This is a genomic window from Shouchella phoenicis (assembly GCF_047238345.1).
GTDB lineage: Bacteria > Bacillota > Bacilli > Bacillales > Bacillaceae_D > Shouchella.
Window position 1 is genome coordinate 1,189,639 of the sequence record NZ_JBDFMQ010000001.1, and the last position, 22,783, is coordinate 1,212,421.

A 22,783-nucleotide genomic window follows, 5' to 3' on the forward strand; every position below is an offset into this window, starting at 1 on the left:
AAATTATACAAAAAAACTCCCTTCAACCCTATTCACGTTTTATCGTGATCAGGTTAAAGAGAGTCTATAGTTAAAAGCGCCGAGTCTTTGAAGTTGTATCATCTATAGAACGTTTATTTTTCTTAACGGCACGTTCATATAACTTATCGTCTATTTTTGACAGTGCTTCATCATCTTTCATTAGCTCATCTCGATTTCGAGCCATTAAATCTTCATAACGTACAGAATGTCTTCTGCGCAAATCCATCACCTTTTTCTGAATATTTCCTAACATTAGTATATCACCTATATTTGTATATGCAAGGTTAATTTGTTACAAATTTTTGATAAAGAAGATTTATGTCGAAAAAAGTCACTAAAAATTTTATTTGTTTTTTTCAGAAATACACTTTACACCGAAGGAGAACATTGATAAAATATTCTGCATATATAAACGTTGTACAGAGAAAGATATACAAAATGGAGGGAAGCCAAATGACAGAAAAAGATCGACGTAAAATGGAAAATTTAGAAGCAAAAATCAATGCTCTTTCAAAAGAAGTTGATGAACTAAAACAAAAATCATACAACGAATTTGAGCAATTAGAAACAGATCAATCACTTGTACAGACATATAATTAAGACTGCCGACAAGATTTGTTGGCAGTTTTTTCATTCTTCTTTGCAAAAACGTCGAAAATTGTACTAAAATAAAAGATAGAACGAGTTAGTGCTTAGGAGGATGAAGAAATGGGAAAGCGTAAATGGGGTTTTGTACTTGCGGCAGCAGTCGTTGTTGCAGTAGCTTCAAAGAAAGAATGGCGTGAGCGAGTATGTGTGGAAGCGCAGTTAGCAAAAAAGCAAGCAGAAGACGCGTACATCTTTTTACGTGACAATCGTGAAGAAATGGTTGCCCAAGCAAAAGAAACCATTGAAGGCGTCAATCTTCTTTGGAAAGATGTATCAAATGATGTGCGTGCAATAACAGAAAAGGCTGCGCACATTCGTAATACTTCTGAAGAAGCGATTCATGCTGCAAAAGAAGCTGCTGATGAAATAAAAGCATTAAAAAAACAGCGAGAACTTGAATAAACTAAAAGAAATTGGACCATGCTATAGGTAAGGACGGTAGCGATGCTACAGTTCTTCCTTAAATCAATTGCATTCGTAAGAGTTTTGATTGTCACACGTTTTCTATTAGAAGAGGTGGTTGCGTTGAGCAATGTAAATGTCTTTTTAATCATGTAAGACCATACATGATGAAGGAAGGTGTTTCCAAAAGACAAAGATCGACTCTGCCCTAGAAGCATATGATTAAGGCAACAACAGCAGCCCAGCGCTGCTGTTGTTTTTTGTGCATTTTTATAAAAATTTCCATACACGATCTGGATAAAAGCATAATTGTTGTTAAAGAATAAGGACATAAATTTAATAAAGGAGAACATATAATGAAAAAAATCTTTATCGTGGCCTTACTCTTTTTGTTATTAAATCCTGCACAAGCTTTTGCGGAAGATCAGAAAGAAGAAAATAAAGAAGAACATACATTTATGATTCCGCAATCCGTTCTATCAATTTCAAAAGAAAATACGTATAAAAATGCAACTCAAGATCTTCCTTATTTACAGCCAAGTGAACTTGCTGAACAATTGCTAGAGTCAACGAATGAAAACATTGAAAATCCAGATCTTATTCGAATTATGAATGAATCAACGATCCAGTTTGCAAAACTTGGATTCGCGATGAAGGCTTCCATTTATTTAGGTGAATGGCCACTAGCTTATCAATCAAGAGGCACTGAAGTAAATTGGGAATACCAAAAAGTAAATACAAATTATATTGATAATCGTGGTGGAAATGCGCCAAAAACCATGTCTTATTTCCAAGAACAGCAGAAGAAGATTACCGGAGGGTTAACAGCGAAGATTCCTAATGCAGAAGCCGTTGAGAAGATGATGATGATCTCTGCCGCTGAAAAAACAAACCTTCCTTTAGCGTTTGATACAGTCGTTGGGCAAAGTACGACGAAAAATAATCAATACAATGTGCCATCAAATCAAGTCGGTTATCTATATGGGTATGTTCCAGCTGTCCATGAAAAAGGAGACGTCACGTACGGAGAAGTATTTTTAACATTACGTGGAGGAAAGCCAAAGCTGGAAGTGAAGAACGTTACTGAACAGGGAATAGGTGCTTGGATTCCGGTCCAAGATAATATTTCGTTTACGTTTATGGCTTCTACAAAACCAAGATAAAAGGAAGAAAGAATCTTCATGTATAGCCATGAAGATTCTTTTTGTTGAGCTAATCGAATGTGACCATCATATTTTTGACTGTCTTATAGTGAAATCAATGTCTTGATAATAAGCATCTCGAACGAGTAAGTTCGGTCCAAGACATTTTACAGCAGGACAATGACAGGAAATTTCAGCGTTTAATGAGGACGTTTTCCATTTCAAATAAGCGTCTGGTAAAGACGAGGTTTGAATATTTCCAAGGTCAGGAGCATCGCCGAAGTCCGTTACAATGATATCGCCAGAAAACAAATTAATATTAAGTCTAGAGCGTCCATCAGGATCATTTCGAACGGTCACATTTTTTTCTGCATATAAACGTTTCTGTAAAGCTAAATCGTCTTGATTATCTATACAGGGGTAGAACGGTAACGTACCAAATAACATCCAAACATCAGGATCACGAACATCTAACAGACGATGAATCCCAGTGCGAATGTCTTCAAGAGAAGCTGTTTCTAAAGCGGAAGCAAAGTCACTTGGGTACATTGGATGGATTTCATGTCGTTGACAGCCCATCTCTATAATTTGTTTATGGATTGCCTCGAGGTGGGGCAAGGTACGACGATTAATCATGGTTTCTGCTGACACTAAAACACCTCTAGCTGTTAGCGCCTTCGCATTATCAATCATACGTTGAAACATTGCTTCACGTTGTTTCTCTCCTGGTTTACGCTCAGCGTGAGCAAAGCCAATCAAGTGAAAATCATCAATACTTCCATAGTTATGAGAAATATGTAGCACATCTAAATAGGGGATAATGTAGTCATAGCGTTCTAAAGGCATTGTTAAATTAGAATTAATTTGCGTCTTTGCTCCTCTTTCATGGGCATATTTGAGGAGTGGAACGACGTATTCCCGAACAGATTTCATTGACATCATCGGTTCTCCACCTGTGATGCTAAACGCTCGAAGATCTGGAATTTCATCAAGACGTTTAATAACTAATTCTAACGGCAGAGGATCAGGGTCTTTTGGCGAAAGCGTATAGCCAACAGCGCAATGCTCACACCTCATGTTGCATAGCGTTGTGGTGGTAATTTCTATATTGGTTAGAGAGAGCTCACCGGTTTCGTGCATATCATGGTAAGCTTCCCATGGATCATTTGCTGGTGTAATCGTTGTAGAATATTTTATGCTCATAACAATCATGCTCCTTTACTACATCGTCTATCTTATCGTATCTTGCGAAGAAACAAAAGACTGTTTGAGAGTATATGCATACTTTGTTACACTTAAGCCATTGCTAGTTAAACAGAGGAGAGATAAAATGGGCGGAACTATATCAACAAAGAATGAACAACTTGATTATTTGCAGAAACGATTCGAGCTTCTCGCTTCCGTTATTGATGGAATGGATGCAGAGTCTGCAAATGTGGAAGAATTGGACTCCATTTTAAAAATGATTGATGATATTGAAGTGAAGGTTAAGCAGTTTCGTAGAGATTGGCCAAACGCCTAAAGGAGAATAGGAACGATGAAACTATATTTTATTCGTCACGGGGAATCAGAAGGCAATAAACAAGGGAAAATTCAAGGAAGTATGGATTTTCCTTTAAGTGAACTAGGGGAAATTCAAGCAAAAGCAGTAGCAGAATTTTGTCAAACCCTTCCTATAAAGGACGTTTACACATCTGATTTAACAAGGGCGCTTCATACAGCTGAAACCATTGCAAATCCCTCAAATTATCGTTTAACCCAAACGGATTTATTACGAGAGGTACATTTAGGCGTTTTACAAGGAAAAACAAGAGAAGATATTTTTGAGCAATACCCTCATTTGAAAGGAAAACCTCTCGTTGGTTCTGATGCAGAAGGTGCTGAAACAATAGAAGCGCTAAGTCGTCGCTGTGAACAGCTTTTGAACATGTTAAAGGAGCAACACCAACAAGACGAAACGATCTTACTTGTCTCTCACGGAGGATTTATAAGCACGCTGCTTACGTATCTTATTGCTGGGGCAAGTTGGGGAGATGTTAAACGTCCGTTTGTGATTGGAAACACAAGTGTCACGCTTGTTGAGTGGGATGTGGAGGCAGATCGTTTTTATATTGAATACACAAATCGTACTGCACACCTTGAGACGATAAAAGCCGATCATCAAGCAAAAAAAGGGATTCTTTAAAAGAAAAAGGACGCTCACCATTTGATGAACGTCCTTTTCATTTAGTAGTTTTAGGATGTGCCGTACGCTTGGTATTGGTCTTCTACATCTTCATCATCAGAATGTTTTAAGACTTCAACGAGCTTGATTTGGTGACCGTCGAATGCTTTAACCGTAAAAGCATAATCGTCAAATATCATCGTTTCTCCAACCTCGATATCGTACTTTTCCGTTAAGACCCAACCACCAATTGTATCAACTTCATCTTCATTTAATTCAACATGTAGCAACTTATTCACATCAGAAATCAACGTCTTTCCGTCTAACAAGTAATGGTCTTCATCGATGGTACGGATAAGTGGATCTTCTTCCACATCAAATTCATCACGGATCTCTCCAACGATTTCTTCAATAATGTCTTCAGCTGTAATTAATCCAGCTGTACCGCCGTACTCATCAAACAAAATGGCCATATGCGTCTGCTTCTTTTGCATTTCAACGAGCAGATCATTCACCGGAATGGATTCAATAACGCTAATAACCGGACGAATGTAATTTTCTAATTTCACTTCTTTTGTTACTTCAGGCGACACAATATCGGTTAACACTTCTCGAACGTTAACGATACCTAAAATATTATCTTTGTCACCATTTACGACAGGGTAGCGTGTGAATTTCTCTTCACGCATAATTGCAAGGCTATCGTCTAATGTATCTTCAATGGAAATGGCTGAAATTTCCGTTCGCGGAACCATAATTTCTTTTGCCAACCTGTTATCAAAGTCAAATATTTTGCTAACATACTTAAACTCAGACTGATTAATTTCGCCACCTTTGTAGCTATCAGAAATAATCAAACGCAATTCCTCTTCAGAGTGGGTTACTTCATGCTCTGACATAGGTTTAAACCCTAAAAGTTTAATTAGGATTCGAGCTGAACCGTTTAGAACCCAGATAAAAGGATACAGTAAACGGTAAAACCAAACAAGTGGACGTGCAATTAAAAGGGTAACTTGTTCTGCTCGCTGAATGGCAATCGTCTTAGGAGCTAACTCACCAATAACAACGTGTAAAAAGGTCGCAAAGCTAAAAGAAACAATAACAGCCATTGTTGTTACCATGGCTGGTGGTACAACACCTTCAAAGAACGGGTGCAGCATTTGTTCAAATGTCGGTTCAGCTAAACGTCCAATTCCTAATGCTGTAATGGTGATTCCTAGTTGACAAGCAGATAAATACTCATCTAAATGAGTCGTTACTTTTTTTGCATGCTTTGCTGATGCTTTTCCAGCTTCCAAATGAGGTTCAAGTTGCGTACTGCGAATCTTTACAATTGCAAATTCTGATGCTACAAAAAAAGCGGTTAATCCAATTAATATCGCCACGGCGATAAGGCTAAGTCCCTGTTGTATGTCCAAATATTCCCCTCGTTAAGAGGGAGTCACCTCCTGTATTGTTCAAAAAATAGGATTGTGTATCATTTTCCTAGTTTGGAACCACAGGCTTTCGCGTATTCTATACTGATAACGGTTACGAAGTGCGTACAATGACAGTGTGATTATGTGCAGTAGATGGTTTCGCAAGAATAGCGGAAGCCTGACTCGATAGGAAAGCAAACGAGAAGTTCCAAACGGTTGTTGCACGCTCTAACCGTTTTTCTATCTACTTTGTACTCTCCACCATCGAATCACCCCGCTCTCATCATTAAGTACTTATATTTTATGGCAAGATCATAATGTCGTCAAACAATTTGTTGAAAATGATTAACAATTCAAAAAAGTTTTATAGAATCAGTTATTTCATCCTATGTCCGTTCAGCTCGTCCGAATGTTAAAGCGGTGACGAGTCCAGCTAAAAATGTAAAGAAAGAAACAAGTCCATACATAAAGGTATCTGGTAACGCTGATGGCGCAATGACGAGAAGTGACCCAGCAACTAAGCCAAGCATAATGGAATAAGTAGCTTGGGTGTACGTTTTTAAGAAATAACGAATGATTCTACTCGTAAATAAAACACCCACAACAACACCGAGACCGATTGCTGCAATAACCGGTAGATTGAATGACCCGAGCGCAGCAATTGCCGTATGATAAGCCCCAAGAATCATTAACACTAATGCACCACTGATGCCAGGTAAAACGAGTGCCATGCTGGCGATAACGCCTGAGAAAAACAAGTAAGCATAAGTTGTTGCATTGAAATTTGTAATAACCGTTTCTACAGGTTCACCAATGAAGCTTGTTAAACCAATTAATATAAAAGCAACTATAATTAAGCCGTAATGGTATGGTTTAAACGATTTGTTTGTCTCTGAGTGAGCTGATCGCCATAAAAAAGGAAGAATGCCCATGACAAGTCCTACAAATAAAAACATTGTTGGAATGGGGTGTTCACTCAGTAAAAATTCAATAATATTTGCGGTAATAAGAAGAGCTAATACCATGCCAATTCCTAATGGGATTAAGAAGCCTAGAGCACGCTTAATATTTCCTTTCGTTAAATCACTTAATGAGCTAAGCAATCGTTCATAAATACCCATTAACATCGCAATTGTACTCGCACTTACGCCAGGTACCGTTTCAGTAATCCCCATGGCAAAGCCGCGAAAAAAATTTGTCCATTTAAACATTCATGTGCCTCCAATATCAAATCATACACCACATTCAATCAAACCATAGCCCAACTTAACTTGCAAGTCGAAAAAAAACGAAAGATATGTAAATCGCATAGATTTTCCTTCGCCATCTCATACTAAGTAAAAAGGAATCTCAATTGAAGGAGAGACATAGATGAAACATAAAATGGCGTTATTGTTTATCGTTGTGGCAATCATTGTAACTGCCGTTTCGCCTGCATTTGCATACGATAACAAAACATTCAACTGGAGTTACAAACCAGCACCGACACATACACCTGCTGACACTGAAGAGAATTATAAAGCATTATTACAACAGTCAGAAGGCTATTTCATCGGGAATACGACCGAAAAGACATTATATTTAACATTTGATAACGGCTATGAGAATGGATATACCGAAACCGTATTAGATGTATTAAAAGAAAAAAACGTCCCAGGTGCCTTTTTTGTTACAGGTCATTATTTAAAAACAGCTGATCACTTAGTAAAACGCATGGTAGAAGAAGGACACATCGTTGGAAATCATTCGTATCATCATCCGAGTTTACCGTCGACTAATGACAATAAATTAAAAGAAGAACTTGAATCGGTTAAAGCAATGTTTACGGAGATCACAGGCGAAGAATACATGCACTATTTACGTCCTCCTAGAGGAGAATTTAGTGAACGGACGCTCATGTTATCAAAAGAACTTGGCTATACAAATGTTTTTTGGTCCCTTGCTTACAAAGATTGGGAAGTAGACAAGCCAAAAGGAAAGAATTACGCCTTTGAACAAGTGATGAAACGGATTCATCCTGGTGCGATCATGCTTATTCACTCTGTTTCACCTGATAATGCAGCCGCCTTAGGGGATATTATCGATGCTTGTGAGGAGCAGGGGTACACGTTTAAAAGCTTAGATGATTTAGCTATGCATCAGACATTATTTTAAAAAAAGGAGCTGCGAGAAATCGCAACTCCTTTTAATTCATTTGGCTATCGTAAGCAATTGCGCTTGCAATCGTTTCAAGTGTTGATAGGTCGGTCACATCAAATGCAATTGTTTCTTTTGTGCGCACAACCATCATGCCAATTTCCGTGCTAGAAGCGTTCTTTACTGGAAACTTTAATTCACCATTACATTCCCAGCGTAAATCATTCTCAAAGCAAGATGCAGCTACAAGATTATGGTTTAAATCATCATACATATAAATGCCAACCCAATCAATGTAAGGAACAGTGTCAACTAAACTTTCAACCGTTTTTTCAAATACATAATCTGTGTCTTGTTTTTTGTATACATGAGCCATTATTTTAAGAGAAGCTATATCCGTAGGAATAGACAACTTATCACCACCTCCGAACACAATTACTTCTTCATTCTATCAGAAGTTCGCACAACATGAATTAGAAAGTTTAGGAAGGCGACAAAAATTTGTTATACTAGATAAAAGAAAAGCGCAATACATTAGGGTTTTTAAATAGGAGGAAAAATTTTAATATTTATGAATGAAAAGAAGACAAGCAGTATTCAAATAAAGCCAGGTCAACGCTTCCCACTTACAATTAAACGATTAGGCATTAACGGGGAAGGTGTTGGCTATTTCAAGAAAAAAGTTGTGTTTGTTAAAGGCGCTTTACCAGGAGAAGAAGCCGTTGTAGAAGTGACAAAAGCAAATGAACGATTTACAGAAGCAAAAATTCGTAAGTTAAGAGTGCCTTCGAAAGATCGCCAAACGCCTCCTTGTCCGATTTACAATGAATGCGGTGGGTGTCAGCTCCAACATATGGATTATCAGGCGTCATTAAAAGGAAAGAAAGACATTATGGCGCAAGCTTTTTATCGCTACACAAAAATTTCCGATGATCAGTTACCGTTAAAAGAAACAATTGGCATGGAGAATCCTTGGTACTACCGGAACAAGAGTCAGCTGCAGACGAGAAAAATGAACGGGAACGTAGCTGCTGGATTGTACAAAGAAGGTACACACGAATTAATCGATTTATCTGAGTGTCTCGTTCAGCATAAAGAATTAAATCAAGTCACTCAAGTCGTGAAAACCATCTTACAAGATTTAAATATCCCGATTTATGAAGAGAAGAAACATGCTGGTCAAGTTCGAACAATCGTAACAAGAGTTGGATTTGAAACTGGACAAGTGCAGCTTGTACTCGTAACACGCACAAAAGAGTTAGCCAAAAAAGAGTTACTCGTTAAACAAGTACGTGAAAAGCTGCCGCAGGTAACGTCGTTTATGCAAAACATTAACCATGAACGGACATCTCTCATTTTTGGTGAGCAAACGATTCATTTAGATGGTGAAGAGACAATTAATGAGCGATTAGGAGAATTTGCATTTGATTTATCCGCACGCGCATTCTTCCAGTTAAATCCTACTCAAACAGTAAATCTGTATAATGAAGCAAAAAAAGCGGCGCGATTAACAGGTAAAGAAAAGGTAATTGATGCGTACTGTGGAGTAGGGACCATTGGACAATGGGTCGGCAATAACGCAAAAGAAATAAGAGGAATGGATACGACAAAGGAAGCGATCACAGATGCACGGAAAAATGCTCAGCAGCATGATCTTAACGCAACCTATGAAGTCGGAACAGCTGAAAAATGGATGCCAATCTGGTTAAAAGAGGGCTTTAAACCAGATGTGGTAATCGTTGACCCTCCACGTAGCGGTTGTGATCAAAAGCTCATCCAATCCATACTAAAAGCAAAACCAAAGCGAATTGTATATGTTTCTTGTAACCCGTCTACCCTTGCGAAAGATGTACAGGACCTTATGAAAAAAGGATACAAGATCAAAAACATTCAGCCTGTGGACATGTTTCCTTGGACAGCACAAGTTGAAAGTGTAACCGAGCTAACCCTGTAAATACAGGGTTTTTGCTCTTTTTATCGCGTGATTGACCACACTGCTAACAACCTTAGAAAATTGATTTTTGCAATAAAAAAACTTCCACTTACACGAGTGGAAGTTTACAATCATTTACTCGGTTGTTTCCACAACACGCTCAAACGAAACATCGTCAGTAAAGCTAAATTCCTTTAGTGTAACGGGCTCTCCAGGATACATAATTTCATAACCTATGACTGCATCCACAGTAGCGCCTGGTTTAATGTCAGTATCGCCCATGTCGACTAGTTCAGGTTTATAATCTTCAGGATAGAGTCCGTTAGATCCCATTAAGGTCTCAACAGTTGTATCTGTTTCTTGTTCAGCCATGAATCCTTGAGCCATCCAGGGGCTAGTTGGGTCTTCTGAATTATTCGTAAATGATACTTCAATTGCTAAGATTTTCGTATTTTCATCATATTGACTTTCTAATTGTTCAATTTCTTTAATTTCATATACATAATCGCCGGTATCAAGTGTCGTATCACTAACGGCTGCGCTATCATTCTGATCGTCTACATCTTCTGAACTTTCTTCTGAGTCATTCGTGCTATCGGTATTTTCTTCGGCAGTTGCACCTTCTTCCGAATCACTACTGTTTGACTCTTCATTTGTGTCTCCGCATGCACTTAACACGAACACACTAACTAAAGCACTTGTTAATAAAAATTTCTTCATAGATATAACCCCTTTTTATGTAATATAGATCTATTATAATAGTACTATTAGGGGAAGGAAAATAGTTTCGACAAAATTAGACGGAAATAAATTTTTGTTTGATTTTTCGTATAATTTCTTGTTTTTTTCAGTTCTATTAAGTACGACATTCTTGAGTTTACAGCATTAGAGTGGTGTAAACTCTAATCGCTTAAAAAAGAATTGTTATTACGCCATTGATCTACTTTTCTGTTTATAATAGGCTGAAATAAAAGACAAATGTTGGAGGGGAATAATGGATCGATTCGATGTACAGATTCCAGCTTTATCATGGATGTCTCATCCCATCACAATTTTGTTAAGTATTCTCTTTATACTGGCAATCGTGTACGGGATTCTGACGCTCGTAAAGCGCTTCGAGTGAGAGCAAACGTGAAGGCAGCTATTGTTTTTGTTTGAGCTTTTTATGCAGTGCAGTTCGAATATCTGCATAGAAAATAATGGTCAATATAAACATAGTGTTTCCTAAACTTGAACACGTTCTTGCGATCCATTCAATCGGAAGGAACACAGAGGATAAAGCTATGGTCGGGCCAATAAGAAAAAGAACGAACATCATAAAGTCTTTTCGATTCATCAAGAGTACCTACCTAATTAAAGAATGTTCAATAAGTTATACATTACACTTATTTTACCTGTTTGACGGAAGTATGGAAAGAAACGATTCCGTTTTAGTAGAGGGTGATGATTAAAATGAAAACAAGACTTTTATGGCCATTTTTTGCGTTTGCCGATAATATTTTAGTTACATGAGTCATTGTCATAATGGTTTTAATTGGCGACGACTGACTCGTGATTTTCGGTTTTATTACTAGTGTGTTCGGACTTCAAGCGATCATCCAATCTCTATCGGTTATCTAATAAAGGGAAGGGGATAGTCATGTTAAATTTAATAAAACCTCCTGCGTTAAAAAGGGGAGATCGTGTTGCAACAGTTAGTTTGAGTTGGGGTGGTGCAGGTGAACCTGGACTTGCCTATCGATATGAAAGAGGGAAACATGTTTTAGAGTCAGTTTTCGGGTTAGAGGTTGTGGAAATGCCGCATACGCTTGCTTCTCCAGATGAAGTGTATGAGCATCCAGAAAAAAGAGCACAAGATTTAATGGACGCTTTCTCTGACCCAAAAATTAAAGCAATTTTTAGTAATATCGGTGGAAACGATAGTATTCGGATGCTTCCTTATATTGATTATGAGGTCATTAAGAAAAACCCTAAGATTTTTATCGGCTTTTCTGATTCAACAATTACGCATTTGATTTGCTTGAAAGCTGGTATCGGTAGCTTCTATGGTCCTGCAATATTAACGGATTTTGCGGAGACAGGTGGGTTACTGACGTATACAAAAGAAAGTGTTGAACAGAGTTTGTTCTCAAATGAGCCAGTTTGTGAAGTGAAGCCTTCTTCCCATTGGACATCAGAAATGCTGGATTGGTTTGATCTTACCCTTAAGGATCAAACCCGAACGTTAGGATCAAATAAACCTTATGAGTTTTTGCAAGGAGACCAAGCTATAACTGGTCCACTAATTGGTGGCTGTCTCGATGTGTTAGAAATTGCGAGAGGTACGAGTTTATTTCCGGAAGACGAGTGTTTTGATGACGCAATCTTGTTCTTAGAAACATCAGAAGTAAAAGCGCCACCATGGTTAATAGAGGATATTTTTCGAAATTATGCTATAAGAGGCATTTTGCAGCGCCTTAATGGATTAGTAATCGCAAAGCCTAAAGGCGAAACATATTACGAAGAGTACAAGACGCCGATTTTAAAAGTGCTAAAGGAAGCGAACTTAGAAACCTTACCGGTTCTATATAATGCTAGTTTTGGTCATAACGAACCAAAATGTGTCATGCCAATTGGCGTGCGAGCCACTCTTGATCCGATTAATCAACGCTTTTCATTCATTGAAAGTGGGGTACAGTAAAAAATTGTTTAACCTAGGCATTTGCTTTAACCGTGGTACAATCGTTACATAAGATAAAAGAAAATGACCACGGAGTGTGAGGAGCCATGCAGTTATTTAAGACACATATTATTCATCCCCATACCCATGTGCCTTTAATTGTTTACTACAATCAATCAGAGGGATTTGTTAGTTTTGAGCGCGATGAAAAGGTTTTGAAAGCGATTTATAACGTGAAACGCGACTTAGCGTTAAATAAACAATTTCAAGAAAGTCTTCGCCGAGCAACGCAACTTTGTGAAACGCAGTACCCTCTTGATACGTTAAAACAAGCGGAACAATTTCTGAAAAAATTAGGGATTGAAGAACAAAGTATTAAGTTTCAGAAAGTGCTTCTTCATTAAAAAAAAGCATGGTCTCAGCACAATCCTGATTCCATGCTTTTTTTGTTTAATTTAACAACTGTTGAAGTGCTTTTTCCGGATCGTCATAGCGAAATTCAAACCCGTGTTGGATGGCTTTTCGCGGAAAGATATAGGCGCCATCAAGGATAAGCGTGCTCATTTGACCAAGTGCTGTCTTAATTGCAAAAGAGGGAGCTGGGATCCAGTGTGGACGGCCCATGACTTTTGCGATGGTTCGATTTAGTTGTTGCATGCGAACAGGGTGGGGAGCCGTTAAGTTTAGTGGTCCTGAAAGCTGTTCATTTTCGATTGCAAATGAAAACAGTCGAATTAAGTCATCGATATGAATCCACGACATCCACTGCTTTCCTGTACCTACTTTTCCACCTGCGTAGAGCTTGTACGGAAGCAGCATTTTCGGAAGGGCTCCTCCATCTGCATCTAGCACAATGCCAATTCTTGCATAAACGGTACGAATGCCCAGCTCTGTAGCTTGTGAAGCGGCTTTTTCCCATTTTTGTGTAACGTCGCCTAAGAAAGGAGTATTTGCCGGCCGATCTTCCTCGGTAAACTGCCTAGAATCTGAATGTCCATAATAGCCCATGGCGGATCCATTCACTAAGACTTTTGGTTTTTTCTTTAAATGTTTAATAATTGAAAGCAATTCCGTTGTTGCTTCTAATCGACTAGATAAAATTCGTTCTTTTTTTAGCTTGGTCCATCTCCCCATAATGGATTCACCAGCTAAATTGACGACGGCATCGATTCCTTCTAACTGATCTACAGGAGAAGCGTTGGGATTTAACCATTCGACATAGTTTACGTTTTCTTTGTTTTGCTTATTTGACACATTTCGAGTTAAAATAGTGACGGAATGTCCTTGTTCGACTAAGAAGTTCGTTAATTTTTGACCGACTAATCCCGTACCTCCAGTAATAGCAATGTTCATTTTACGGCTCCTTTGATGTTCATTTATTACTACTTATACCCTATATAGGAACAAATACACGTGATATCAGGATGCTTTTTAAAAAGAGGGGGTGAGCGTTTGACGACTATTTCTAAAATCACTGTGCAAAAAAAAGCAAAGCAGCGCTACAATATTTTTGTTTTAGAGAACGAAGTAGAGCGTTATTCCTTTAGTGTTGATGAGGCTGTTTTAATTAAATATGGGCTCCGTAAAGGGATTGAACTTGATGAAGCGTTTATGAAAACAATTGTTGATGCGGACGAAGCAAAAAAGACGTTTCATTTAGCGGTTCATTACTTATCATATCGAATGCGTTCGGAAAAAGAGATTACTGACTACTTAAGGTCAAAAGAACGCGAAGAACAACATATAAAACAAGCTGTTTTACGTTTGAAAGAAGAGCGACTCATTGATGATTTTGCTTTTGCGCACGCTTTTGTTCGTTCTAAAGCAAATCAAGGGTTTATCGGTCCAACAAAATTAAGGCAACAGCTTTACCTAAAAGGTGTTAGTGAGCAGCATAGTGATGAGGCAGTAAGTGAATACGGTGTTTCGTGGGAAGTGGAACAACTTCTATTATGGAAGGAAAAGCAAGATCGAAAGAGTGGACAAGCTAAGTTTTCTAAGCAACAACAGATCAACAAATGGAAAACGCAATTAATCTCAAAAGGGTTTACGCTTGAAGCGATTACTCAGTTTCTGAAGTCATTGGATGACGAAAAGGATATAGAAGAAGAGCGAGCAGCGCTTGATTATCAAGGGGAAAAGTTATTTCGAACGTATGAAAGAAAATACAGTGATTCCTTTGAATTAAAACAAAAAATGATTCAAGCGCTTTACCGTAAAGGATTTTCATTTGAAGATGCAAAAGCTTTTGTCGATGATAAATTAAAGGGGATGTCAGAGTAATGGAAAAGCGTTTTAGCGATATGGATGAATATGAATTAAAGCTAGAGATCTCAATGTTAAATGAAAAAGCAAAAAAAGCGGAACAGCTAGGGAATATGAATGAATTTGCAGTTTATGAAAGAAGAAAAACATTAGCGCAATCATATTTAATAAATCCAGATTCAATTGAGCCTGGACACGCATATCGTATGACAGACGGGGTCACGATTTTTGAAGTCTCATACATGAATGGCCGCTTTGCCTGGGGCTATCGTTCAGGTGAGCGAGAGCTAGCAGGCGTGCCAATCTCATTGTTAGCAGATAAAATTACGATGGATGCATAGAAAAAGAGGCTTTCTTAGAAAGCCTCTTTTTTAGCGCTAGGTACGCTTACGCATCTGCGCTTCAAGCACGATATTGTGTTGGCTTTGTTGAGTTTCACCATTCACTTGGTGGAAAGCATGCTTAGAATTGGCACGCGGTGACATGAACGGATCTCGGTACAAACTGTTTAAATGCGATTTATTTTGTTCCTTACCCATGAATCATTCCTCCCAGTATTAAAACGTTTTAAAGTGGTTGGACGAACTCATTCGTTCTTTTGGACGGTCGTTAATTGATCCATCCGGACGCTTTGATGCGTTTGCATCAGCGTTGTTGGCTTTATTGCCATCAAACGAAATCGGATTTGGAAAGTTATTCGCTTTATTTCGCACTCGTGAAACCCCCTTCACCATATCGGCTTACTACTAATATGACCAATTAGCGTTAAAGTTATTGAAGGGAAAATTACCCATGCTGCTACGTGATAATCTTTAATTTTTTTCTTAAAGTTTCTTCACTATAAACCCAACCAGTATAGGAAGTAACAATGTTCATTTGTGCATCCATTTTAACGATGGCGACAAATGGGTAATAACCGTTACTGCGATAGCGCAAGTCAACGAAACGAACTTCATAACCACCTTCATCTGTAGCTTCCATCTCCCATCGATACGTTGGAGAGAAGGAAAGAAAGGCAGCAAGGTTTTTGTCAGATCGAGCTGCTTGCATCACAGGATCATTTGGGATTGGGTCAAATGTATAGCTTTCAAAAAAGTGAATTACGCGATTTTTTGATTGCGCTACGTAAAGCATGTCAGGTGTACGAATAACGAGATGCCATTTGTGCCAACGAATCGTAGGTAAAACAAAGATATGTGAAGCTGTTGGGTGAATGTTTCTCGCTTGACGCACGACCTGTTGCTTTTGAGAATACCTCCACAGGTAGTAAAAGATAAGCAAGAAGTAAATGACAGCGAATGTAGGACCAGGTGGTACGCCAAATATCCATAACAGAATACCTGCAATATGAGCTCCGAATATTACCGGGTCAAATATGTTAATTACGCCAAGAGCAATCCACCTATTGGTGACGGGTCTTAAAGCCTGTGTGCCGTATGCGTTAAAAATATCGACAAACACATGCAGAAAGACGGAAATTGCTGCCCATAAAAGCAATGTTGGCCAATACGCATCTTGGAAGAAAAGCATTAATCCTCCCGATACAATAAAGGGCCAAAGCAATAAAGCGGGTAAGGAATGGGTGAGTCCTCGATGATGGCGAATGTAAACAGCGTTGTTTCGTAATTTAAGTATCGTATCAAAATCTGGAGCGTTTGAAGCCACTAAAGTGGTAGCTAAAACGGCCGTTGCCATATAAGGAGATGATGAGACGTTTGGATCTAACGTCGCCAGTCCAGCCAATCCTACACCCATAACAATATGTGTGGATGTATCCATTCTCTATAACATCCTCCTTTAAAAGTTAAAAACAAAACCGTCGCATTGTTTGTTACAGATTCATTTTAGTTATGCTATAGTTATACCCGTCATGAAGTAAACTAAGCATCTTTTCATGATGAACGTAACAAAGCAACAAGTCAAGATAAGCAGGTGATTCTTTGCAAGAGCTTAATCAAGCTAAAATAAATGCGTTTCAAACCAATCTAGTTGGTTGGTACAATGAACATAAACGAGATTTACCATGGAGAACCTCGCAAGATCCGTATCGAGTCTGGGTATCAGAAGTGATGCTACAACAAACAAGAGTCGATACAGTCATCCCATATTATGAACGTTTTATGCGATTGTTTCCGGCAATGGAAGACCTAGCATATGCTTCGGAGGAAGAGATATTAAAAGTATGGGAAGGTTTAGGGTATTACTCACGGGTCCGCAACCTTCAAAAAGGCGTGCGAGAAGTGGTTGAACACTATGGTGGTGAAGTTCCAAAAAATCGAAAAGAAATTGAATCGTTAAAAGGGGTCGGCCCTTACACGGCAGGAGCGGTACTAAGTATTGCTTATGATTTACCAGAACCGGCTGTAGATGGCAATGTGATGCGTGTACTGTCTCGAGTCTTTAATTTGAACGATGATATTGCCAAACCGAGCACAAGGAAAAAGCATGAAGCGATTCTTTATGAAGCTATCTATGCTGATGATCCATCTAGTTTTAATCAAGGATTAATGGAGTTAGGTGCACTTGTATGTACGCCGACATCACCGGGTTGTTTGCTGTGTCCAGTACGAGAACAGTGTGATGCATTTTATTTAGGCATTCAAGCGGATCTTCCAGTCAAAAGCAAAAAGAAAAAAGCGAAAGCGGTCGATTTAGATGCCTTTGTCTTACTAGACGAAAACAAGCAACTATACATTGAAAAACGTCCTGCAGAAGGATTATTAGCTGGTTTGTGGCAGCTGCCAATGTTGCCTAAATCTCAATCAACTGAAGACGGACAAGCTGCTATTTTAAACACATATCGAGTGAATTCAAACCTTAAGACGTTAGACTTTCATGTGAAACATGTTTTCAGCCATATTATTTGGGAAATTGATTTGTATATTGGGTGTGTGAACCAAGCTAATATGCCGCACGAGTGGAAAGCGGTATCGAAAGACGAACTTGAGCAGTTTGCATTTCCAGTGTCACAGCAAAAACTATTGAGTTATTGTCTAGAGGAGGGGTTACTATGAATTTACAATTGAATGGAAAAGCGGTTTTTGTCACTGGTGGCACGAAAGGAATTGGAAAAGCAATTGCAGAGGCTTTTGCAGCAGAAGGCTGTAAAGTTGCCGTATGTGCAAGACATGAAGTTGATAATTTTTCTGAAAACATTCCTATTATCTTAGGTGATATTACTAAATTTGAAGAACGGGAACGAATCTTTAAAGAAGTAACGGCTAGGATTGGACCAATTGATATTTTAATTAATAACGCAGGTGGAAGCAACGGAGCAGAAATCGAAAAAACGACGCTTGATGATTTTCATCAAGCCTTTGAATTAAATTATTTTTCTGCAGTCCATTTTTCAAAGCTGGTTCTTCCAGGAATGAAAGCGAACCAAGAAGGAGCAATCATCCAAGTGAGCTCTATTTTTGGTCGGGAATCTGGAGGAAAGGCGACTTACAACAATGCAAAAGCAGCGTTAATTAGCTTTACAAAAGCGCTCGCTGATGAAGTAATGAAGGAAGGCATTCGTGTAAATAGTGTGGCTCCAGGAAGTATTCTCCACCCAACTGGAAATTGGCAAAAACGATTGGACGAGAATCCTGAGAAGATCAATGATTTTGTTGAAGCAAATATTCCGGCCGGCCGATTCGGTACGCCTGAAGAGATCGCCGATGTTGTCGTGTTTATGGCCTCTTCAAAAGCAAGCTGGGTGACGGGGGCAAGTTTACAAGTAGACGGTGGCCAATCAAAAATGAATATGTAGAACCGAATAAATCGACGGCGCTAGTAGCAACCGTCGATTTTTTTAGCTTATAAACCCGGAGTATTGTCATCTTCATTTTGTAGATGTATTTCAGACACCTTTTGCTTTGTTTCTTCTGTTCCAAGTCGAAAGATTTCCTCATAGATATCATTCATACCTGTTTGATACTCATCTTTATCTGCATCTGCTGTTAAATCATCAAAATGTTTAAAGCTTAACAAATTCCCAAGCTCCACATCATGCTTATGGACTTCTCGAATTAAGCGTTCAAGCTGCTCTTTTTCTGCTTCTGTTGCTGAAATTTCATATTCAATTAATTGCCCATCATCCACTTCCGTTAAACTTACATTGTCCATACTGATTGGGTTTAAGTTAACATAATAAAGCTGTTTTTGATTATCCATCATTTTTCTCCTTAATCGTAGTGAACTTCCGTCCCGCTTGTCCATGATGCTTTATGGTGTAACCCACCACGATTTTCTATTTCTTCAATAATTGCTCGGTGTTTCGAGTTTCCTTGAACATTTAAATAAGCGGTCATTTGTTGCATACCATGATGGAAGAACGCTAATTCTTTGTCCGTCCAGTCAGATGGTTGAATGTTTTCTAATTCACTTAAGTCACGACCTACGTACATGAATGATCCCTCCTGTTCTTCTTAGATTGGCTGTTCTAAACTTTTGCTATACGTTATAATGAGCTGAATAGACAGCAAATACTGGGAGGACTACATATGGAAAGAAAAGTAGCATTAGTTACGGGAAGTAGCCGAGGAATTGGAAAGAAAATTGCCATTAAACTTGCTAAGCAAGGTCATAACATCGTCATTAATTTTGCAAGAAGTCGCTCGCAAGCAGAAGAAACAGCGGAAGAAATTCGGGCACTTGGTGTAGACGTATTAACGATTAAAGCGAATGTTGGGAAACAAGATAAAATCAAAGAGATGTTTATGCAAATTGATGAACATTTTGGCCGTCTAGATGTGTTTGTAAATAATGCGGCATCTGGCGTATTACGTCCTTTAATGGAACTTGAAGAAAGTCATTGGAACTGGACAATGGATATTAATGCAAAAGCTCTTCTTTTCTGTGCGCAAGAAGCAGCCAAGCGCATGGAAGTGACAGGTGGAGGAAAAATTGTTAGTTTAAGTTCACTCGGCTCGATTCGTTATTTAGAAAATTACACGACAGTTGGTGTGTCAAAAGCAGCGGTCGAATCGCTAACACGTTATCTTGCGGTTGAACTAGCGCCAAAAGGTATTATTGTTAATGCGGTTTCTGGTGGAGCTGTTGATACGGACGCTTTAACTCATTTTCCAAATCGTGAACAATTGTTAAAAGATGCTGCGGAGCGTACGCCTGCGGGTAGAATGGTTGAAGCAGATGATTTAGCAAAAGCCGTTATGTTTTTGTTATCAGATGATTCCAGCATGATTCGTGGACAAACCATCATAGTCGATGGCGGGATTTCTCTTTTAGCTTAAAAAAAGTTTGTATAAACACCACCTCTACGGGACATCTTAATTAGCGTGGAGGTGATAACCATGAACAACAAAGCATCTAAAACAAACAAAAACCAAGTGAAGAAGCAAAACCAAGCTTCTGAACAAGGGTACAACACTGAATTCGCATCTGAAACTGATGTACAAGAAGTAAAAGAGCAAAACGCTCAATCTGCTTCTAAGAAAAACCAACAGTAATTGTTGTAGCGTTTTTAGCGCAAAAGAACACCTTTTTCCATTCGGAAAAAAGGTGTTTTTTTATGTCATATTTCTTCTATATTTGCGTTATAGAGTGTTTACGTTTTAAATAAAGAATGAACATTGTATAATGTATATGTAGAGTAGAGTTGGATAGGAATCATTTTGGTAAAAAATAAAGACGAAAGGAGTTTCGTATGAGCTTTCCTAAGGAAGGCAGCACCATCCAAATACAAAGTTATAAACATAACGGTACACTTCATCGGATCTGGGAAGATACCACGATTCTGAAAGGTTCTTCAAAAGTTGTGATTGCGGGAAATGACCGAATCATTGTCCGAGAATCAGACGGTAGACATTGGCGAACACGGGAACCAGCAATTTGCTATTTTGATGCAGATCAATGGTTTAACACGATTGGAATGATTCGTGCGGATGGCATTTATTACTATTGTAATATTGGCACACCGTTTACGTGGGATGAAGAGGCACTTAAATACATTGATTATGACTTGGATATTAAAGTGTATCCTGATATGACGATGAAGCTGCTAGACGAAGATGAATATGAATTACACAGTAAATTGATGCATTATCCGCCAGAGTTAGATGGCATACTTAGAAGAAGTGTGGATGAATTAATATCCTGGATTCATCAACGTAAAGGTCCGTTTGCGCCCCAATTTGTTGAGAATTGGTATGAGCGGTACTTGCAATATCGGTAAAAGAAGCTTGTGAGAACGAGCTTCCTTTTTCTTAGAAAAGAGGTTTATGTTGGATACGATTAAACGCTATATGTTCTTTGTAAAACCTTACAAAAAACAAATTGGTTTTACAATCATCATCGGCATTATGAAATTTGGTATTCCATTGCTTTTCCCATTAGCAATGATGTATATTATTGACGATATTTTACTGAATGAAGAAATGGCCACAAGTGATCAATATTCACAAATTTATTGGATTATTGGTGGAATGGCTATTCTTTTCATCGTATTACGTCCGCCGATTGAATATTACCGACAATATTTCGCACAATGGATTGGGAATAAAATTTTATTCGACATTCGCGACCATTTGTTTACACACATACAGAAATTAAGCTTGCGCTTTTACTCAAATCGTAAAGTAGGCGAAATCATTTCCCGTGTCATTCATGATGTGGAGCAAACGAAGAACTTTGTTATCACTGGTTTAATGAATGTGTGGTTAGATTTAGCGACGATTATTATTGCCATTATTATTATGTTGAATTTGAACGTCTGGCTAACCCTTGTAGCAATTTCCATGTTTCCGTTTTATGGGTTTTCCATTAAATATTTTTATCAACACCTACGAAAACTCACTCGAGTGCGCTCACAGGCACTGGCGGATGTTCAAGGGCATTTGCATGAGCGCGTGCAAGGGATGAACGTCATTCGTAGTTTCGCAAATGAAGACTATGAGCAAGATCAATTTTCGCATCGAAATAAAAACTTTTTAACAAAAGCATTGGATCATACGAAGTGGAACGCGAAAACGTTCGCAGTTGTTAATACGGTAACGGATGTTGCACCACTGTTGGTTTTATTTGTTTCGGCTTTATTTGTGCTGCAAGGTAACCTAGAAATTGGTGTAATGAGTGCGTTTGTTCTTTATATGGAGCGCTTATATGGTCCATTAAGACGTTTGGTAAACTCATCTACAACGTTAACTCAATCAATCGCATCAATGGACCGAGTGTTTGAGTTCATTGATGAGAAATATGATATAACGGATAAACCAAACGCTGCACCATTGACTCAAGTCGATGGAAAAGTAACGTTTGACCGTGTCTCATTTTCCTATAGTACCGATGACCATGCGATCCTTAAAGATATTCGTTTAGACATACCAGCTGGACAAACCGTAGCATTCGTTGGAATGAGCGGGGGTGGAAAAAGTACGTTAGTTAGCTTAATACCGAGGTTTTATGATGTGACATCAGGTCGGATTTTACTTGATGGGAAAGATATTCGTGATCTTCAAGTAAGAACGTTGCGTGACAATATTGGTATGGTTCTACAAGACAATATTCTATTTAGTGATAGTGTGAAAATGAATATTAAGATTGGAAAACCTGATGCCACCGATGAAGAAGTGATGGCTGCGGCAAAAGCAGCAAATGCGCACGAATTTATTATGGGGCTTGAAGATGGCTACGATACGGAAGTAGGGGAGAGAGGCGTTAAGCTCTCAGGTGGTCAAAAACAGCGAATCGCAATTGCGCGTGTATTTTTAAAAAATCCACCAATTCTTGTTTTTGATGAAGCGACTTCTGCGCTAGATCTTGAGAGTGAGCACTATATCCAAGAGGCTTTAGAAGATTTAGCAAGAGATCGGACAACCTTCATTGTCGCACACCGTTTATCAACAATTACAAGTGCAGACCAAATTGTTGTAATTGAAGAAGGAACCGTAAAAGAACAAGGGACACATCAAGAATTAATGAAAAAACAGGGAGCGTATTATAAACTTTATAGCGTTCAAGAAATGTAAAAATCCAGGAGGGATTCCTCCTGGA

Annotated in this window: 31 protein-coding genes; 18 read left to right on the forward strand and 13 right to left on the reverse strand. The window is 38.5% G+C overall.

Annotated features, from left to right (window positions below; genetic code table 11):
* Nucleotides 1–70 precede the first annotated feature (70 nt).
* On the reverse strand, nt 71–274 hold the full coding sequence (locus ABC361_RS06435) for an FbpB family small basic protein (protein ID WP_413073237.1): 204 nt from the start codon (nt 272–274) through the stop codon (nt 71–73).
* A 200-nt stretch (nt 275–474) separates the two neighbouring features.
* On the opposite strand from ABC361_RS06435, the gene ABC361_RS06440 reads away from it, so the two are divergent.
* The 3 genes from ABC361_RS06440 to ABC361_RS06450 all read left to right on the forward strand — a co-directional run bounded on the left by ABC361_RS06440 (nt 475) and on the right by ABC361_RS06450 (nt 2,234).
* Nucleotides 475–621, forward strand: a complete 147-nt coding sequence (locus ABC361_RS06440) for a hypothetical protein (protein ID WP_413073238.1) — start codon at nt 475–477, stop codon at nt 619–621.
* Nucleotides 622–729: 108 nt separating this feature from the next.
* Entirely contained in the window at nt 730–1,071 is a 342-nt protein-coding gene (locus tag ABC361_RS06445) for a hypothetical protein (RefSeq protein ID WP_413073239.1), read from the forward strand.
* Between the two features lie 356 nt (nt 1,072–1,427).
* Nucleotides 1,428–2,234, forward strand: a complete 807-nt coding sequence (locus ABC361_RS06450; RefSeq protein ID WP_413073240.1) for a YfkD famly protein — start codon at nt 1,428–1,430, stop codon at nt 2,232–2,234.
* 66 nt (nt 2,235–2,300) lie between these two features.
* Here ABC361_RS06450 and yfkAB read toward each other — a convergent pair whose 3' ends face one another.
* Nucleotides 2,301–3,416 (reverse strand): radical SAM/CxCxxxxC motif protein YfkAB, encoded by a 1,116-nt coding sequence (gene yfkAB / locus ABC361_RS06455; protein WP_413073241.1) that lies wholly within the window; start codon nt 3,414–3,416, stop codon nt 2,301–2,303.
* 127 nt (nt 3,417–3,543) lie between these two features.
* Between yfkAB and ABC361_RS06460 the strand changes: the two genes are divergently transcribed.
* Nucleotides 3,544–3,735, forward strand: a complete 192-nt coding sequence (locus ABC361_RS06460) for an SE1561 family protein (protein WP_413073242.1) — start codon at nt 3,544–3,546, stop codon at nt 3,733–3,735.
* Nucleotides 3,736–3,750: 15 nt separating this feature from the next.
* Nucleotides 3,751–4,398, forward strand: coding sequence for a histidine phosphatase family protein (locus ABC361_RS06465; RefSeq protein ID WP_413073243.1), 648 nt, complete (start codon nt 3,751–3,753; stop codon nt 4,396–4,398).
* 50 nt (nt 4,399–4,448) lie between these two features.
* Here ABC361_RS06465 and ABC361_RS06470 read toward each other — a convergent pair whose 3' ends face one another.
* A complete protein-coding gene (locus tag ABC361_RS06470) occupies nt 4,449–5,795 on the reverse strand; it encodes a hemolysin family protein (RefSeq protein WP_413073244.1) in 1,347 nt (448 codons plus the stop codon).
* A gap of 386 nt (nt 5,796–6,181) precedes the next feature.
* Nucleotides 6,182–7,006, reverse strand: a complete 825-nt coding sequence (locus ABC361_RS06475; protein WP_413073245.1) for a DUF368 domain-containing protein — start codon at nt 7,004–7,006, stop codon at nt 6,182–6,184.
* Between the two features lie 160 nt (nt 7,007–7,166).
* Between ABC361_RS06475 and pdaA the strand changes: the two genes are divergently transcribed.
* Nucleotides 7,167–7,949, forward strand: a complete 783-nt coding sequence (gene pdaA, locus ABC361_RS06480) for a delta-lactam-biosynthetic de-N-acetylase (protein WP_413073246.1) — start codon at nt 7,167–7,169, stop codon at nt 7,947–7,949.
* Between the two features lie 31 nt (nt 7,950–7,980).
* Here the strand turns inward: pdaA and ABC361_RS06485 are convergent, their stop codons facing one another.
* Complete coding sequence (locus tag ABC361_RS06485) at nt 7,981–8,343, reverse strand: GAF domain-containing protein (RefSeq protein WP_413073247.1); 363 nt, start codon at nt 8,341–8,343, stop codon at nt 7,981–7,983.
* 159 nt (nt 8,344–8,502) lie between these two features.
* Between ABC361_RS06485 and rlmD the strand changes: the two genes are divergently transcribed.
* Nucleotides 8,503–9,885: a 23S rRNA (uracil(1939)-C(5))-methyltransferase RlmD gene (rlmD, locus tag ABC361_RS06490; RefSeq protein ID WP_413073248.1), complete on the forward strand. Its 1,383-nt coding sequence runs from the start codon at nt 8,503–8,505 to the stop codon at nt 9,883–9,885.
* Between the two features lie 114 nt (nt 9,886–9,999).
* Here the strand turns inward: rlmD and ABC361_RS06495 are convergent, their stop codons facing one another.
* Nucleotides 10,000–10,584 (reverse strand): DUF5067 domain-containing protein, encoded by a 585-nt coding sequence (locus ABC361_RS06495; protein WP_413073249.1) that lies wholly within the window; start codon nt 10,582–10,584, stop codon nt 10,000–10,002.
* A 274-nt stretch (nt 10,585–10,858) separates the two neighbouring features.
* On the opposite strand from ABC361_RS06495, the gene ABC361_RS06500 reads away from it, so the two are divergent.
* The gene (locus ABC361_RS06500; RefSeq protein ID WP_413073250.1) at nt 10,859–10,987 is read left to right on the forward strand and encodes a hypothetical protein; all 129 of its coding nucleotides are present in this window, start codon (nt 10,859–10,861) and stop codon (nt 10,985–10,987) included.
* Between the two features lie 18 nt (nt 10,988–11,005).
* Here ABC361_RS06500 and ABC361_RS06505 read toward each other — a convergent pair whose 3' ends face one another.
* Nucleotides 11,006–11,200, reverse strand: a complete 195-nt coding sequence (locus ABC361_RS06505) for a hypothetical protein (protein WP_413073251.1) — start codon at nt 11,198–11,200, stop codon at nt 11,006–11,008.
* Between the two features lie 303 nt (nt 11,201–11,503).
* On the opposite strand from ABC361_RS06505, the gene ABC361_RS06510 reads away from it, so the two are divergent.
* Together ABC361_RS06510 and ABC361_RS06515 are read left to right on the forward strand one after the other, a co-directional pair.
* Complete coding sequence (locus ABC361_RS06510) at nt 11,504–12,544, forward strand: S66 family peptidase (RefSeq protein WP_413073252.1); 1,041 nt, start codon at nt 11,504–11,506, stop codon at nt 12,542–12,544.
* Nucleotides 12,545–12,630: 86 nt separating this feature from the next.
* Entirely contained in the window at nt 12,631–12,927 is a 297-nt protein-coding gene (locus tag ABC361_RS06515; RefSeq protein ID WP_413073253.1) for a hypothetical protein, read from the forward strand.
* 46 nt (nt 12,928–12,973) lie between these two features.
* Here the strand turns inward: ABC361_RS06515 and ABC361_RS06520 are convergent, their stop codons facing one another.
* Nucleotides 12,974–13,876, reverse strand: coding sequence for a TIGR01777 family oxidoreductase (locus ABC361_RS06520; RefSeq protein ID WP_413073254.1), 903 nt, complete (start codon nt 13,874–13,876; stop codon nt 12,974–12,976).
* A 99-nt stretch (nt 13,877–13,975) separates the two neighbouring features.
* Here ABC361_RS06520 and recX point away from each other — a divergent pair, with 99 nt between their 5' ends.
* Nucleotides 13,976–14,806: a recombination regulator RecX gene (gene recX / locus ABC361_RS06525; protein WP_413073255.1), complete on the forward strand. Its 831-nt coding sequence runs from the start codon at nt 13,976–13,978 to the stop codon at nt 14,804–14,806.
* Complete coding sequence (locus ABC361_RS06530; RefSeq protein WP_413073256.1) at nt 14,806–15,129, forward strand: YfhH family protein; 324 nt, start codon at nt 14,806–14,808, stop codon at nt 15,127–15,129. Before recX ends, ABC361_RS06530 begins: the two co-directional genes overlap by 1 nt.
* Before the next feature lie 36 nt (nt 15,130–15,165).
* On the opposite strand, the gene ABC361_RS06535 is transcribed toward ABC361_RS06530, so the two are convergent.
* The 3 genes from ABC361_RS06535 to ABC361_RS06545 all read right to left on the reverse strand — a co-directional run bounded on the left by ABC361_RS06535 (nt 15,166) and on the right by ABC361_RS06545 (nt 16,567).
* On the reverse strand, nt 15,166–15,327 hold the full coding sequence (locus ABC361_RS06535; protein WP_413073257.1) for a YpzG family protein: 162 nt from the start codon (nt 15,325–15,327) through the stop codon (nt 15,166–15,168).
* An 18-nt stretch (nt 15,328–15,345) separates the two neighbouring features.
* The gene (gene sspK / locus ABC361_RS06540) at nt 15,346–15,501 is read right to left on the reverse strand and encodes a small acid-soluble spore protein K (protein ID WP_413073258.1); all 156 of its coding nucleotides are present in this window, start codon (nt 15,499–15,501) and stop codon (nt 15,346–15,348) included.
* Nucleotides 15,502–15,586: 85 nt separating this feature from the next.
* The gene (locus tag ABC361_RS06545; RefSeq protein WP_413073259.1) at nt 15,587–16,567 is read right to left on the reverse strand and encodes a metal-dependent hydrolase; all 981 of its coding nucleotides are present in this window, start codon (nt 16,565–16,567) and stop codon (nt 15,587–15,589) included.
* 161 nt (nt 16,568–16,728) lie between these two features.
* Here ABC361_RS06545 and mutY point away from each other — a divergent pair, with 161 nt between their 5' ends.
* Both mutY and ABC361_RS06555 read left to right on the forward strand, forming a co-directional pair.
* Nucleotides 16,729–17,802: an A/G-specific adenine glycosylase gene (mutY, locus tag ABC361_RS06550; protein WP_413073260.1), complete on the forward strand. Its 1,074-nt coding sequence runs from the start codon at nt 16,729–16,731 to the stop codon at nt 17,800–17,802.
* Nucleotides 17,799–18,542, forward strand: a complete 744-nt coding sequence (locus ABC361_RS06555) for an SDR family NAD(P)-dependent oxidoreductase (protein WP_413073261.1) — start codon at nt 17,799–17,801, stop codon at nt 18,540–18,542. Before mutY ends, ABC361_RS06555 begins: the two co-directional genes overlap by 4 nt.
* A gap of 47 nt (nt 18,543–18,589) precedes the next feature.
* Here the strand turns inward: ABC361_RS06555 and ABC361_RS06560 are convergent, their stop codons facing one another.
* Together ABC361_RS06560 and ABC361_RS06565 are read right to left on the reverse strand one after the other, a co-directional pair.
* Nucleotides 18,590–18,946 (reverse strand): hypothetical protein, encoded by a 357-nt coding sequence (locus ABC361_RS06560; RefSeq protein WP_413073262.1) that lies wholly within the window; start codon nt 18,944–18,946, stop codon nt 18,590–18,592.
* Between the two features lie 11 nt (nt 18,947–18,957).
* Nucleotides 18,958–19,179, reverse strand: a complete 222-nt coding sequence (locus tag ABC361_RS06565) for a cytosolic protein (RefSeq protein WP_413073263.1) — start codon at nt 19,177–19,179, stop codon at nt 18,958–18,960.
* 96 nt (nt 19,180–19,275) lie between these two features.
* Between ABC361_RS06565 and fabL the strand changes: the two genes are divergently transcribed.
* The 4 genes from fabL to ABC361_RS06585 all read left to right on the forward strand — a co-directional run bounded on the left by fabL (nt 19,276) and on the right by ABC361_RS06585 (nt 22,758).
* On the forward strand, nt 19,276–20,025 hold the full coding sequence (fabL, locus tag ABC361_RS06570) for an enoyl-[acyl-carrier-protein] reductase FabL (protein ID WP_413073264.1): 750 nt from the start codon (nt 19,276–19,278) through the stop codon (nt 20,023–20,025).
* Between the two features lie 60 nt (nt 20,026–20,085).
* Entirely contained in the window at nt 20,086–20,241 is a 156-nt protein-coding gene (locus tag ABC361_RS06575; RefSeq protein ID WP_099304950.1) for a gamma-type small acid-soluble spore protein, read from the forward strand.
* A gap of 197 nt (nt 20,242–20,438) precedes the next feature.
* Nucleotides 20,439–20,966, forward strand: a complete 528-nt coding sequence (gene ntdP / locus ABC361_RS06580; protein WP_413073265.1) for a nucleoside tri-diphosphate phosphatase — start codon at nt 20,439–20,441, stop codon at nt 20,964–20,966.
* 49 nt (nt 20,967–21,015) lie between these two features.
* Nucleotides 21,016–22,758: an ABC transporter ATP-binding protein gene (locus ABC361_RS06585; protein WP_413073266.1), complete on the forward strand. Its 1,743-nt coding sequence runs from the start codon at nt 21,016–21,018 to the stop codon at nt 22,756–22,758.
* Nucleotides 22,759–22,783: the final 25 nt, after the last annotated feature.